General features: G+C 71.6%; 11 protein-coding genes. All 11 read left to right on the top strand.

What is annotated here, in order from left to right:
- The first annotated feature begins 765 nt into the window (after positions 1–765).
- Positions 766–1,041, top strand: a complete 276-nt coding sequence (locus tag ACT2CW_RS16175) for an HGxxPAAW family protein (RefSeq protein WP_445517074.1) — start codon at positions 766–768, stop codon at positions 1,039–1,041.
- A gap of 176 nt (positions 1,042–1,217) precedes the next feature.
- On the top strand, positions 1,218–1,628 hold the full coding sequence (locus ACT2CW_RS16170) for a DUF2752 domain-containing protein (RefSeq protein ID WP_445517073.1): 411 nt from the start codon (positions 1,218–1,220) through the stop codon (positions 1,626–1,628).
- 157 nt (positions 1,629–1,785) lie between these two features.
- Positions 1,786–2,595 carry an indole-3-glycerol phosphate synthase TrpC gene (gene trpC, locus ACT2CW_RS16165; RefSeq protein WP_164434232.1) on the top strand — a complete coding sequence of 270 codons (810 nt, stop codon included), beginning with the start codon at positions 1,786–1,788 and terminating at the stop codon, positions 2,593–2,595.
- Positions 2,596–2,618: 23 nt separating this feature from the next.
- The gene (gene trpM, locus ACT2CW_RS16160) at positions 2,619–2,771 is read left to right on the top strand and encodes a tryptophan biosynthesis modulator TrpM (protein WP_369075658.1); all 153 of its coding nucleotides are present in this window, start codon (positions 2,619–2,621) and stop codon (positions 2,769–2,771) included.
- A gap of 116 nt (positions 2,772–2,887) precedes the next feature.
- Positions 2,888–4,135, top strand: a complete 1,248-nt coding sequence (gene trpB / locus ACT2CW_RS16155) for a tryptophan synthase subunit beta (protein ID WP_037948879.1) — start codon at positions 2,888–2,890, stop codon at positions 4,133–4,135.
- A complete protein-coding gene (gene trpA, locus ACT2CW_RS16150; protein ID WP_445517072.1) occupies positions 4,135–4,953 on the top strand; it encodes a tryptophan synthase subunit alpha in 819 nt (272 codons plus the stop codon). Before trpB ends, trpA begins: the two co-directional genes overlap by 1 nt.
- A 433-nt stretch (positions 4,954–5,386) precedes the next feature.
- Positions 5,387–6,214, top strand: a complete 828-nt coding sequence (locus tag ACT2CW_RS16145; RefSeq protein ID WP_445517071.1) for a DsbA family protein — start codon at positions 5,387–5,389, stop codon at positions 6,212–6,214.
- An 82-nt stretch (positions 6,215–6,296) separates the two neighbouring features.
- Positions 6,297–7,289, top strand: a complete 993-nt coding sequence (lgt, locus tag ACT2CW_RS16140; RefSeq protein ID WP_445517070.1) for a prolipoprotein diacylglyceryl transferase — start codon at positions 6,297–6,299, stop codon at positions 7,287–7,289.
- Between the two features lie 189 nt (positions 7,290–7,478).
- Entirely contained in the window at positions 7,479–8,210 is a 732-nt protein-coding gene (locus tag ACT2CW_RS16135) for a VIT1/CCC1 transporter family protein (RefSeq protein ID WP_164434226.1), read from the top strand.
- A gap of 301 nt (positions 8,211–8,511) precedes the next feature.
- Positions 8,512–13,062 (top strand): glutamate synthase large subunit, encoded by a 4,551-nt coding sequence (gene gltB / locus ACT2CW_RS16130; RefSeq protein ID WP_445517069.1) that lies wholly within the window; start codon positions 8,512–8,514, stop codon positions 13,060–13,062.
- A complete protein-coding gene (locus tag ACT2CW_RS16125; RefSeq protein WP_445517068.1) occupies positions 13,055–14,515 on the top strand; it encodes a glutamate synthase subunit beta in 1,461 nt (486 codons plus the stop codon). The genes gltB and ACT2CW_RS16125 overlap by 8 nt, the downstream gene beginning before the upstream one ends.
- The last annotated feature ends 76 nt before the right edge of the window (positions 14,516–14,591 follow it).

Here is a 14,591-nt window from a genome sequence, read left to right as displayed (position 1 = left end):
CTCCGTCCAGGGTCCGGGTGGGGCTGCGCCCAGGCCCCGAACCGGGGCTCTGCCCCAGACCGCGGACCGGGGCTCCGTCCAGGGCCCGGGTGGGGCTGCGCCCAGGCCCCGAACCGGGGCTCTGCCCCAGACCGCGGACCGGGGCTCCGTCTCAGATCCCGGACCGGGGCTTCGCTCCAGACCCCGGATCGGGGCTCCGTCCCAGGGCCCGGGTGGGGCTGCGCCCAGGCCCCGGAACCGGGGCTCTGCCCCAGACCGCGGACCGGGGCTCCGTCTCAGATCCCGGACCGGGGCTTCGCTCCAGACCCCGGATCGGGGCTGCGCGCCAGGGCCCGGGTGGGGCTGCGCCCAGACCTCGAAACCGGGGCTCTGCCCCAGACCCTCGACTGGGGCTTCGCCTTAGACCCCGGACCGGGGCTTCGCTCCAGGCTCCGAAACTGGGGGTCCGCCCGAGACCCCGGACCGGGGCTCCGCCCCTCCCTGCGGTGTCGATACGGCGCTCCGCCGCGTGGTAGGGCTCCGCCCGGACTCAGACCCCCGGGGTCCAGGGGCGGAGCCCCTGGTAGCGGGAAGGGGCGGGGAGGGGAAAGCTCCGCCGCGGTGGCCCGCCGGACCCCCGTAGGCCCCGCCCTCGCGCCCGCCCTCCCGCCTCGCACCGTAAGGTCCCACCCCCGCTCAAGGGCGTTTCGCGCATCGGGGACAATGGCCTGGGAGCGTTCGCCCCCGAGCGCCCGGACCAGGCGCGTACAGATACGAGGAGAATTCATGGCGGGTCACGACCACGGACACACCCCGGCCGCCTGGACCGGTGTCACCATCGCCTTCATCGGCTTCTGCGTCGCCGGCGCGTTCACCGTGGCGGCCAACCCGCTCGGCTTCTGGGCGGGCATGGTGATCATCGCCCTCGGCGGTGTCGTCGGCGCGGCGATGCGCGCGGCCGGGCTGGGCATGCCCAAGACGCAGCACCCGCCGCAGCCGCAGCCCGCGGCGCAGTCGCAGGCGCAGACCCAGACCCAGACCCAGGCCCAGACCCAGAGCTGAGCCCCGGCGCGGCAGGCGCGGCCCGGGGCCGCGCCCGCCTCCACCGCATCCGGCGCTGAGCCGTATCCGGCACCGAGTCGTATTCGGCACCGAGCCGCATCGGCACTGCGCCGTACGGAGGCCCGCGCACCGGCCCTGAGCTGCGCCTTCGTCGATGCCGGGGCAGACTCGGCGGTGTGACCGAACCACCGCCGACCGCCCTCGCCCCCCGAACGCGGCGTCTGGCCGCCCCGTTCGGCGTGCTCGCGGGCGTCCTCGCCGCCTTCGGCTACGTCGGCGTCGTGGACCCCCGCGAGCCGGGCCACTACCCCGTCTGCCCGCTGCTACGGCTCACCGGGCTGTACTGCCCCGGCTGCGGCGGGCTGCGCGGCGCCCATGCCCTGGCCCATGGCGATCTGGCGGCCGCGCTGCGGGACAACGCCCTCGCCGTCGGCTGTTACGCGGCCTTCGCCGTCTGCTGGGTGGTGTGGTGCGTACGCGGACGCTTCCCCGCGCCGCGGCTGTGGCACGCAGGGGCGCTCGGCGTGGTGGCCCTGGTCTTCACAATCGTCCGGAATTTCCCGTTCGGGGGACTACTGGTGCCGTGACCGTTGTTGTGTAAGTGCATGTGGCGGGCGCCCGCGTCAACCGGATGCGAGACCTCGGCCTACCGGCGGCTACCATCGCAGTGCCAGGTGACGCGGTGGACCGCCCCACCCGGTACAGATCAGAAGCTTCATCCCCGTCACGGAAGGGGGCCGCTCGGTGAGTGTGCTCGACGAGATCATCGACGGAGTCCGTGCCGACCTCGCGGAGCGGCAGGCGCGCGTCGCCCTCGACGAGCTCAAGGAGCTGGCGGCCAAGGCCCAGCCGGCGAAGGACGGTGTCGCGGCGCTCAAGGGCGACAGCGTCAAGGTGATCTGCGAGGTCAAGCGGTCCAGCCCCTCCAAGGGCGCGCTCGCCGCGATCGCCGACCCCGCCGGGCTCGCCGCGGACTACGAGGCGGGCGGCGCGGCCATGATCAGCGTGCTGACCGAGCAGCGGCGCTTCGGCGGATCGCTGGCCGACCTGGAAGCCGTAAGGGCGAAGGTCGACATTCCGGTGCTCCGTAAGGACTTCATCGTCACCTCGTACCAACTGTGGGAGGCGCGGGCGCACGGCGCCGACGTCATCCTGCTGATCGTCGCCGCGCTGGAGCAGCAGGCGCTGGTCTCGCTCATCGAGCGGGCCGAGTCGATCGGGCTGACGCCCCTGGTCGAGGTGCACGACGAGGAGGAGACCGCCCGGGCGGTCGACGCCGGGGCCCGGGTGATCGGCGTCAATGCGCGTGACCTCAAGACCCTCCAGGTGGACCGCTCGAACTTCGCCCGGATCGCACCGGAGATCCCGGACCATATCGTCAAGATCGCGGAGTCCGGGGTGCGCGGCCCGCACGACCTGATCGCCTACGCCAACGACGGCGCGGACGCGGTGCTGGTCGGCGAGTCCCTGGTGACCGGGCGCGACCCCAAGGCCGCGGTGGCCGATCTGGTGGCGGCGGGCGCCCATCCGGCGCTGCGCCACGGCCGGGACTGACGACGGGGCGGGATCGGCGGACCATGGAGACGTACGCGCGCCTGGCACGGGGCTGTCGGCCCCGGGGCTGCCGCGCGCCCGCGAGGCGGGTGCGGGGGCGGCGCGTGCGCTACCACATCGGATGCGAGCCGGGGCAGATCAACGGGCGGCGATGGCGCCGGGCGGCGGCGCGCTGAGCGCACGCCGCACGCTTTCCCATCCATCCCACCTGTCACGGGGCGCAGCCCCGATCTGTCGCGGGGCGCTGCCCCGACCTGCCACGGGGCGCTGCCCCGATCGAGGAGTACGTCGCATGTCCTCTGATTTCTTCATCCCTGACCCCGAGGGCCAGGTGCCCAGCGCCGAGGGGTATTTCGGTGCCTTCGGCGGCAAGTTCATCCCCGAGGCGCTCGTCGCCGCGGTCGACGAGGTCGCCGCCGAGTACGAGAAGGCCAAGGCGGACCCCGCCTTCGCGGCCGAGCTCGAGGATCTGCTGGTCAACTACACCGGCCGGCCCAGCGCGCTGACCGAGGTGGGGCGGTTCGCCGAGCACGCCGGGGGCGCCCGGGTCTTCCTCAAGCGGGAGGACCTCAACCACACCGGCTCCCACAAGATCAACAACGTGCTGGGCCAGGCCCTGCTCACCCGGCGGATGGGCAAGTCCCGCGTCATCGCCGAGACCGGCGCCGGTCAGCACGGGGTGGCCACGGCCACCGCGTGCGCGCTGTTCGGGCTCGAGTGCACCATCTACATGGGCGAGATCGACACCCAGCGACAGGCGCTCAACGTGGCGCGGATGCGGATGCTGGGCGCCGAGGTCATCGCCGTGAAGTCCGGCAGCCGCACCCTCAAGGACGCCATCAACGAGGCGTTCCGGGACTGGGTCGCCAATGTGGACCGCACCCACTACCTCTTCGGCACCGTGGCCGGACCCCACCCCTTCCCGGCGCTGGTGCGCGACTTCCACCGGGTGATCGGCGTGGAGGCGCGGCGGCAGATCCTGGAGCGGACCGGGCGGCTGCCGGACGCGGTCGCGGCCTGTGTGGGCGGCGGTTCCAACGCGATCGGGCTGTTCCACGCCTTCCTGCCGGACGAGAGCGTACGGATCGTCGGCTTCGAGCCCGCCGGGCACGGCGTGGCCACCGGGGAGCACGCGGCCACGCTGAGCCAGGGCGAGCCCGGGATCCTGCACGGCTCCCGGTCCTATGTCCTCCAGGACGAGGACGGCCAGATCACCGAGCCGTACTCGATCTCGGCCGGTCTCGACTACCCCGGCGTCGGCCCTGAGCACGCGTATCTGAAGGACATCGGCCGCGCCGAGTACCGGGCGGTCACCGACGACGAGGCCATGCGGGCCCTGCGGCTGCTCTCGGAGACCGAGGGCATCATCCCGGCGATCGAGAGCGCCCACGCGCTCGCGGGCGCCCTGGACCTCGGCCGGGAGCTGGGGAGCGACGGCCTGGTGCTGGTCAATCTCTCCGGGCGCGGTGACAAGGACATGGACACGGCGGCTCGGTACTTCGGGCTCTACGAGCAGCAGGGCGACGAGGGGGCGAAGTGATGGCCGGGAACCTGGAGCTGCTGGGGTCCGTCCTGGCGGGCGCCAAGGACGAGGGGCGCGCCGCGCTCGTCGGCTATCTGCCCGCCGGTTTCCCCACCGTGGACGGCGCGGTGGACGCGATGACCGCCATGATCGAGGGCGGCTGCGACATCGTCGAGGTCGGGCTGCCGCACAGCGATCCGGTGCTCGACGGGCCGGTGATCCAGACCGCGGACGACATCGCGCTGCGCAACGGGGTCCGGATCCGCGATGTGATCCGCACGGTGGGGGAGGTGCACGCCCGCACCGGCGCCCCGATCCTGTGCATGACGTACTGGAACCCCGTGGACCGGTACGGCGTCGAGCGGTTCGCCGCCGATCTCGCCGAGGTGGGCGGTGCGGGGTGCATCCTGCCCGATCTGCCGGTCGAGGAGTCGGAGATCTGGCGGAAGGCCGCCGAGCAGCACGGTCTGGCGACCGTGTTCGTGGTCGCGCCCAGCAGCCGGGATGAGCGGCTGGCGAAGATCACGGCGGCGGGCAGTGGTTTCGTCTACGCGGCGTCCCTGATGGGTGTCACCGGAACGAGGGAATCGGTGGGCCAGGAGGCGCGCGCGCTGGTGGAGCGCACGCGCTCCACCACCTCGCTGCCGGTCTGCGTGGGCCTTGGCGTCTCCAACGCCACCCAGGCGGCGGAGGTTGCGGCGTTCGCCGACGGGGTGATCGTGGGCTCGGCCTTTGTCAAGGGGCTGCTGGATGCGGAGGGGGACACCGAGGCTGGGCTGGCGGGGCTGCGGGAGCTCGCGGGTGAGCTGGCGGAGGGGGTGCGCACCGCGCGTTAGGGGGTGTTCGGCGGGTCTTGACGCCTGCGGCGGGCTGTTCCCCTCCCCGCCCCTTCCCGAAACTAGGGCTCCGCCCCAGACCCCGCTCCTCAAACTCCCCCAGCTACCGCTGGGAGGTGCCCCCTGGAGGGGCTGGGTGGCGGGGCTCCGCCCCGGACCTCGCTCCTCAAGCTCCCCCAGCTACCGCTGGATGGTGCCCCCCTGGAGGGGCTGGAAAGCGGGGCTCCCGCCCCAGACTCCGGGGTCCAGGGGCGGAGCCCCTGCCACGCGGCGGAGCCGCATATCGGTGCTGTGGGAAGGGGAGGGGAGGGGGAAGTATCGATATGCGGCTCCGCCGCGTGGTCCCCCGGTCACCCCTCAGAGAGTCGCTCGTTCGAGGGAACAACGGGGTGGAGGAGCTCAGCGGGGCTCCTCCGCCTCGTTAGGCGAGGGCGTGAGCCAGAGAAACCGTGAGGGAAAGCGCGGCGCCCGAGAGCGCCTGCGGGAACAGCGCGAGCGGGACCGGGCGCGCGCCAAGCGTAAGCGGACGCTGGGCGTCCTGGGGGCCGTGGTGGCCGTCCTCGGCGCGGCGGTGGGCGTGGGCATGATCGCGTCCAGGACCGGCGACGACTCGGGCAAGTCGAGCAGCGCCCTGGTGCCGCCGCGCGGAGCCATCGGCAAGGGACGGCTGGTGATCCCCTCGGGGAAGTCGGAGAAGTCCGCGCAGGAGGGCAAGGCGGGCAAGGCGGGCAAGGTGAGCCCGGTGACCCTGACGGTCTACGAGGACTTCCGCTGCCCGGGCTGCAAGCAGTTCGAGGACGTCTTCCGCAAGACCGTGCACGAGCTCCAGGACAGCGGCCGGATGCGGGTCGAGTACCACCTGGTGACGATCATCGACGGAAACCTCGGCGGCACCGGTTCGCTCCGCGCCGCCAACGCGGCGGCCTGCGCCCAGGACAAGGACCCCGCGAAGTTCCGGGCGTACCACGATGTGCTCTACCGCCACCAGTCCCAGGAGACCCGGGACACCTACGCCGACAACGGCAGGCTGATCAAGCTCGCGGACCAGGTTCCCGGGCTGGTCACGCCCGCCTTCCGGCGCTGCGTCGAGGACGGCCGGCACGACGCCTGGGTGCGCAAGTCCAACGACGTCTTCGCCCACTCCGGCTACGCCTCCACGCCGACCGTGCTGCTGGACGGAAAGTCGATCTACGGCGACCCCAAGAAGCCGCTGAGCCCCAACAAGCTCAAGCGCATGGTCCTCGCGGCGGCCCGCGACTGATCCTCGTACAGATCCTTGTTACGCAGCCGTTGCCGGGTGGGTTGCCGCATCTCCCGCCCGGCACGGTAGCGTCGGTCCTGTCATGGACCTCCTCGCTTACATTCCCAGCCCGTCGTCCGGCGTGATCTATCTCGGTCCGGTCCCGCTGCGCGGCTATGCGTTCTGCATCATCATCGGCGTCTTCGTCGCGGTCTGGTACGGCGGGCGGCGCTGGGTCGCCCGTGGCGGCCGGGTCGGCACCGTCGCCGACATCGCCGTCTGGGCGGTGCCCTTCGGCCTGGTCGGCGGCCGCCTCTACCACGTCATAACCGACTACGAGCTGTACTTCACCGACGGCCGTGACTGGGTGGACGCCTTCAAGATCTGGCAGGGCGGCCTGGGGATCTGGGGGGCCATCGCGCTGGGCGCGCTCGGCGCCTGGATCGGCTGCCGCCGCCGGGGGATCCCGCTCCCGGCGTACGCGGACGCCATCGCCCCCGGAATCGCCTTCGCCCAGGCCATCGGGCGCTGGGGGAACTGGTTCAACCAGGAGCTGTACGGCAAGGCCACCACGCTGCCCTGGGCGCTGAAGATCGACGGCGACGCCGACGCGGGCCGGGTGGCCGGCACGTACCACCCGACCTTCCTGTACGAGTCGCTGTGGTGCGTCGGTGTGGCCGTGCTGGTGATCTGGGCGGACCGCCGCTTCACGCTGGGGCATGGCCGGGCGTTCGCCCTCTACGTCGCGGCGTACACCGTGGGCCGCTTCTGGATCGAGTACCTCCGGGTGGACGACGCCCACCATGTGCTGGGTCTGAGGCTCAACAACTGGACGTCCGTCGTGGTCTTCCTGGCCGCGGTGGCCTATCTGGTGATCTCCGCGAAGCGGGCCCCGGGCCGCGAGGAGGTCGTGGAGCCGGCCGCGGTCGAGGACGGCGCGGCCCCGGCCACCGGGACGAGCGGCGACGCCCCGGCCAAGAGCGGCGGCGCGGACGAGAGCGATGGCGCGGCCAAGAGCGGCGGCGCGGCCAAGCGCGGCGGCGCGGACGAGGCCGGTGCGGTGGCCGCCGAGGCGGAGCCCACCAAGAATCCCTGACGCGCGCCCGCGCTGCGCCCATCGGGCCGCCGGACCCCCCGGGGTTTGGCGGCCCTTCTGCGTTTGCGCAGGTCAGCGAGGTAAGTTCGGCCTTCCTTGCTGGCGGAGCGGGGGAATTCGTGCGTACCTTCGAACCGTTGGGGTGAGGGCCGCATCGCCACACCCTTCTCGAAGGGAGCACATCTTCATATGTCCGTCATTGACAGCGCCGAGTCACCGCACATCGCCCACCGCGACAACCACACCCACCGTGATGTGAACGGCGGCTGGCTGCGCCCCGCCGTCTTCGGGGCCATGGACGGACTGGTCTCCAACCTGGCGCTGATGACCGGTGTGGCCGGTGGCGCGGTGGACCGGCAGACGATCGTGATCACCGGTCTCGCGGGCCTCGCGGCCGGTGCCTTCTCGATGGCCGCCGGTGAGTACACCTCCGTGGCCTCCCAGCGCGATCTGGTCCAGGCCGAGCTCGAGGTGGAGCGGCGCGAGCTGCGCAAGCACCCGGTGGACGAGCTGGAGGAGCTGGCCGCGCTCTACGAGTCGCGCGGGGTGGAGCCGGCCCTGGCCCGTGAGGTGGCCGAGCAGCTCTCCCGCGACCCCGAGCAGGCGCTGGAGATACACGCCCGCGAGGAGCTGGGCGTGGACCCGGACGATCTGCCGTCGCCGCTGGTCGCGGCGGTCTCCTCGTTCGGCTCCTTCGCGCTGGGCGCGCTGCTGCCGGTGCTGCCGTATCTGCTGGGCGCCTCGGCGCTGTGGCCGGCCCTGGTGCTGGCGCTGATCGGGCTCTTCGGATGCGGTGCGGTGGTGGCGCGGGTGACCGCCCGGAGCTGGTGGTACAGCGGGCTGCGGCAGCTGGCGCTGGGTGGCGCGGCGGCGGGTGTGACCTATGCCCTGGGCGCTTTCTTCGGAACGGCCGTAGGATGACAGTCGTACGGCGAGCCGCGATCATCACGCCGTTACTCCTCGGTTTCGATCCTTTTACGGGCGGGCATAAGCCCGAAGCGCTTGGGCAGTGTCGCCCGATCCGCGCCATGGCGACGCCGGTCGCCCCATCCCCAATGCCCGTACTGCCCCACCCTCACCCCATCCTGGGGTGTCCGCATGATGGAACGGAATTTCCGCTTCCCGGGATTCGCCCCATCATGTAACCTGCACGAAATTCTCGCGGAGGGCCAACGTCGTCCCTCGGCACACGCAAAATGCCATGACGACGACGGGAGAGCCGATGCGTTCCGCATCCCACCCTGCCCGCCAAGGGATGTACGACCCGCGCAATGAGCACGACGCCTGTGGCGTCGGCTTCGTGGCGACCCTCACCGGCGAGGCCAGCCATGAGCTCGTGGAGCAGGCTCTCACCGTGCTGAGGAACCTCGAGCACCGCGGCGCCACCGGTTCCGAGCCCGACTCCGGCGATGGCGCGGGCATCCTGGTCCAGGTTCCGGACGCCTTCCTGCGGGCCAGTGTGACCGGCTTCGAGCTGCCCGAGGCCGGTGCCTACGCGGTGGGTATCGCGTTCCTCCCGGAGGGTGAGACCGAGGGTGCGGCCGCAGCGGAGCACATCGAGCGGCTCGCCGCCGAGGAGGGCCTGACCGTCCTCGGCTGGCGCGAGGTGCCCGTCGCCCCCGAGCTGCTGGGCAACGGCGCCCGGGCCACCATGCCCGCCTTCCGTCAGCTCTTCGTCGCCGACGGCACCAGCACCGGCGTGGCCCTGGACCGCAAGGCGTTCATGCTGCGCAAGCGCGCCGAGCGCGAGGCGGGGGTCTACTTCCCCTCGCTGTCCGCGCGCACCCTGGTCTACAAGGGCATGCTGACCACCGGTCAGCTGGAGCCGTTCTTCCCGGACCTCTCCGACCGCCGCTTCGCCACGGCCGTCGCGCTGGTCCACTCCCGGTTCTCCACCAACACCTTCCCGAGCTGGCAGCTGGCCCACCCGTACCGCTTCGTCGCCCACAACGGTGAGATCAACACCGTCCAGGGCAACCGCAACTGGATGCGGGCCCGGGAGTCCCAGCTGGTCAGCGACCTCTTCGGGGAGCAGGGCCTGGAGCGGATCTTCCCCGTCTGCACCCCGGACGCCTCCGACTCGGCGACCTTCGACGAGGTCCTGGAGCTGCTCCACCTCGGCGGCCGCTCGCTGCCGCACTCGGTGCTGATGATGGTCCCCGAGGCGTGGGAGAACCACCCCTCCATGGACCCGGCCCGGCGCGCCTTCTACCAGTACCACTCCACGATGATGGAGCCCTGGGACGGCCCGGCCTGTGTCACCTTCACCGACGGCGTCCAGGTCGGCGCCGTGCTGGACCGCAACGGTCTGCGGCCCGGGCGCTACTGGGTCACCGACGACGGCCTCGTCGTGCTCTCCTCCGAGGTCGGCGTCCTGGACATCGACCCGGCCAAGGTGGTCCGCAAGGGCCGGCTCCAGCCGGGCCGGATGTTCCTGGTGGACACCGCCGAGCACCGCATCATCGAGGACGACGAGATCAAGGCCGAGCTGGCCGCCGAGGAGCCGTACGGCGAGTGGCTGGAGGCCGGTCTGATCGACCTGGCCGACCTTCCCGAGCGCGAGCACATCGTGCACACCCACGCCTCGGTCACCCGCCGTCAGCAGACCTTCGGATACACCGAGGAGGAGCTGCGCGTCCTGCTCGCGCCGATGGCCAAGGCCGGCGCCGAGCCGATCGGCTCGATGGGCACCGACTCGCCGATCGCCGCGCTCTCCGAGCGGCCGCGGCTGCTGTTCGACTACTTCACCCAGCTGTTCGCGCAGGTCACCAACCCGCCGCTGGACGCGATCCGCGAGGAGCTGGTCACCTCGCTGATCTCCTCGCTGGGCCCGCAGGGCAATCTGCTGGAGCCGACCGCGGCCTCCTGCCGCAGCGTCGCCCTGCCCTTCCCGGTGATCGACAACGATGAGCTGGCCAAGCTCATCCACATCAACGCCGACGGTGACATGCCGGGCCTCAAGGCGGCGAACCTCTCGGGCCTGTACCGGGTCGGTGGCGGCGGTCAGGCGCTCGCCGCCCGGCTGGACGAGATCTGCGCCGAGGCCGACCGCGCCATCGAGGACGGCGCCCGGCTGATCGTGCTCTCCGACCGCCACTCGGACGCCGAGCACGCCCCGATCCCCTCGCTGCTGCTCACCTCCGCGGTCCACCACCACCTCATCGGCACCAAGCAGCGCACCCAGGTGGGGCTGCTGGTCGAGGCGGGCGACGTCCGCGAGGTGCACCATGTCGCGCTGCTGATCGGCTACGGCGCCGCGGCCGTCAACCCGTACCTGGCGATGGAGTCGGTCGAGGACCTGGTCCGGGCCGGCACCTTCCTGCCCGGTATCGAGGCCGAGACCGCGATCAAGAACCTCATCAAGGCGCTCGGCAAGGGCGTCCTGAAGGTCATGTCCAAGATGGGCATCTCGACCGTGGCCTCCTACCGGGGCGCGCAGGTCTTCGAGGCCGTCGGCCTGGACGAGTCCTTCGTGGACACCTACTTCCACGGCACCGCCACCAAGATCGGCGGCGCGGGCCTGGACGTCGTCGCCAAGGAGGTGGCCGCCCGCCACGCCAAGGCGTACCCCGCCTCCGGCGTCCCCTCCGCCCACCGCGCGCTGGACATCGGCGGCGAGTACCAGTGGCGCCGCGAGGGCGAGCCGCACCTCTTCGACCCCGAGACGGTCTTCCGGCTCCAGCACTCCACCCGGTCGCGCCGCTACGACATCTTCAAGAAGTACACCGAGCGGGTGAACGAGCAGTCCGAGCGGCTGATGACGCTGCGCGGTCTGTTCTCCTTCAAGGGCGAGCGCCCCTCGATCCCGATCGACGAGGTCGAGCCGGTCAGCGAGATCGTCAAGCGGTTCTCCACCGGCGCCATGAGTTACGGCTCCATCTCCCAGGAGGCGCACGAGACCCTCGCCATCGCCATGAACCAGCTCGGCGGCAAGTCGAACACCGGTGAGGGCGGCGAGGACTCCGACCGGCTGCACGACCCCGCCCGGCGCTCCTCGATCAAGCAGGTGGCCTCCGGCCGCTTCGGCGTGACCAGCGAATACCTGGTCAACTCCGATGACATCCAGATCAAGATGGCGCAGGGTGCCAAGCCCGGTGAGGGCGGCCAGCTGCCCGGCCACAAGGTCTACCCGTGGGTGGCCAAGACCCGGCACTCCACCCCCGGCGTCGGCCTGATCTCCCCGCCGCCGCACCACGACATCTACTCGATCGAGGATCTCGCCCAGCTGATCCACGACCTGAAGAACGCCAACCCGCGGGCCCGGATCCACGTCAAGCTGGTCTCCGAGGTCGGCGTCGGCACCGTGGCCGCGGGCGTCTCCAAGGCCCACGCCGATGTGGTGCTGATCTCCGGCCACGACGGCGGCACCGGCGCCTCGCCGCTCACCTCGCTCAAGCACGCGGGCGGCCCCTGGGAGCTCGGCCTCGCCGAGACCCAGCAGACGCTGCTGCTCAACGGGTTGCGCGACCGCATCGTGGTGCAGACCGACGGCCAGCTGAAGACCGGCCGTGACGTGATGATCGCCGCGCTGCTCGGCGCCGAGGAGTTCGGCTTCGCCACCGCGCCGCTGGTGGTCTCCGGCTGCGTGATGATGCGCGTCTGCCACCTGGACACCTGCCCGGTCGGCATCGCCACCCAGAACCCGGTGCTGCGCGAGCGCTACAGCGGCAAGGCCGAGTTCGTGGTGAACTTCTTCGAGTTCATCGCCGAGGAGGTCCGCGAGCTCCTCGCCGAGCTGGGCTTCCGCTCCCTGGACGAGGCCATCGGCCACGCCGAGCTGCTGGACACCACCCGCGCCGTCCAGCACTGGAAGGCGCAGGGCCTGGACCTCGCCCCGCTGCTGTACGTGCCCGAGCTGCCCGAGGGCGCCGTCCGCCACCAGGCGATCGAGCAGGACCACGGCCTGGCCAAGGCGCTCGACAACCAGCTGATCAAGCTGGCGGCCGACGCGCTGAACGCCGAGAGCGCCGAGGCCGCCGAGCCGGTCCGGGCCCAGGTCGCGATCCGCAACATCAACCGGACCGTCGGCACCATGCTCGGCCACGAGGTGACCCGTACGTTCGGTGGCGAGGGCCTGCCCGAGGACACCATCGACATCACCTTCACCGGCTCGGCCGGTCAGTCCTTCGGCGCGTTCCTGCCCCGCGGTGTCACGCTGCGGCTCGAGGGCGACGCCAACGACTACGTGGGCAAGGGCCTGTCCGGCGGCCGCGTGATCGTCCGCCCGGACCGGGGCGCGGACCACCTCGCCGAGTACTCGACGATCGCGGGCAACACCCTCGCGTACGGCGCGACCGGCGGCGAGATGTTCCTGCGCGGCCGGGTCGGCGAGCGGTTCTGCGTCCGCAACTCCGGCGCCACGGTCGTCTCCGAGGGCGTGGGCGACCACGGCTGTGAGTACATGACCGGCGGTCACGCGGTCGTCCTCGGCCCCACCGGCCGTAACTTCGCGGCCGGGATGTCCGGCGGTATCGCGTATGTGATCGACCTCGACCCGGACAACGTCAACGTCGATCTGCGGGATGCCCTCGGCGCGCTGGACGACACCGACCAGCGGTGGCTGCACGACGCGGTGCGCCGCCACCACGAGGAGACCGGCTCCACCGTCGCGGGCGCGCTGCTCGACGACTGGGAGACCGCCGTCACCCGCTTCAGCAAGATCATCCCCGCTACGTACCAGGCCGTGCTCGCCGCCAAGGACGCCGCCGAGCGTGCCGGGCTCTCCGAGTCCGAGACCCACGAGAAGATGATGGAGGCGGCGATCAATGGCTGACCCCAAGGGCTTCCTGAGCACTGACCGCGAGGTCGCCGAGACCCGTCCGGTGGAGGAGCGCGTCAAGGACTGGAACGAGGTCTACGTCCCCGGCTCGCTGCTGCCGATCATCAGCAAGCAGGCCGGCCGGTGCATGGACTGCGGCATCCCGTTCTGCCACAACGGCTGTCCGCTCGGAAACCTCATCCCCGAGTGGAACGACTACGCCTACCGGGAGGACTGGCGCGAGGCCAGCGAGCGGCTGCATGCGACCAACAACTTCCCGGAGTTCACCGGGCGGCTGTGCCCCGCCCCGTGCGAGTCGGCCTGTGTGCTCGGCATCAACCAGCCGGCGGTGACCATCAAGAACGTCGAGGTCACCATCATCGACAAGGCGTGGGACTCCGGTGACGTCACCCCGCAGCCGCCCGAGCGGCTCAGCGGCAAGACCGTCGCCGTCATCGGCTCGGGCCCGGCCGGTCTGGCCGCCGCCCAGCAGCTGACCCGGGCCGGTCACACGGTCGCCGTCTATGAGCGGGCCGACCGCATCGGCGGGCTGCTGCGCTACGGCATCCCCGAGTTCAAGATGGAGAAGCGGCACATCAACCGCCGTATCGAGCAGATGCGCGCGGAGGGCACCAAGTTCCGCACCGAGACCGAGATCGGCCGTGACATCGACGCCGCCAAGCTGCGCAAGCGGTACGACGCCGTGGTCATCGCGGCCGGCGCCACCACCTCGCGCGATCTGCCGGTCCCGGGCCGGGAGCTGAACGGCATCCACTTCGCGATGGAGTACCTGCCGCTCGCCAACAAGGTGCAGGAGGGCGACCTCACCACGTCCCCCATCACCGCCGAGGGCAAGCACGTCGTGGTCATCGGCGGTGGCGACACCGGCGCGGACTGCGTCGGCACCGCCCACCGGCAGGGCGCCGCCTCCGTCACCCAGCTCGAGATCATGCCCAAGCCGGGCGAGGAGCGGAGCCCCAACCAGCCCTGGCCGACCTTCCCCATGCTCTACAAGGTCACCTCGGCCCACGAGGAGGGCGGCGAGCGGATCTACTCCGTCTCCACCACCCACTTCGAGGGCGACGAGGACGGCAACGTCCAGTGGCTGCACCTGATCGAGGTGGAGTTCAAGGACGGCAAGCTGGAGCAGAAGCCGGGCACCGAGCGGAGGATCCCGGCCCAGCTGGTCACCCTCGCCATGGGCTTCACCGGCACCGACCAGCAGAACGGCCTGGTCGAGCAGTTCGGCCTGGAGCTGGACGAGCGCGGCAACATCGCGCGCGATGCCGACTTCGCCACCAATGTGCCGGGTGTCTTCGTGGCCGGTGACGCGGGCCGCGGCCAGTCGCTGATCGTCTGGGCCATCGCCGAGGGCCGCTCAGCGGCGCGCGGGGTGGACCGCTATCTGGCCGGGGCCAGCGAGCTGCCCGCCCCGATCCGCCCCACCGACCGGGCCCTCATGGTCTGACCCGGCCTTCCCGGATCTCCGCCCGTACAACGGCGTACGGGACCGGCCGCGCGGCGCCTTCCCCCTCCCGACCGGG

Source organism: Streptomyces sp. NEAU-174, assembly GCF_052665095.1.
This window is presented reverse-complemented; position numbering and strand designations above follow the sequence as displayed.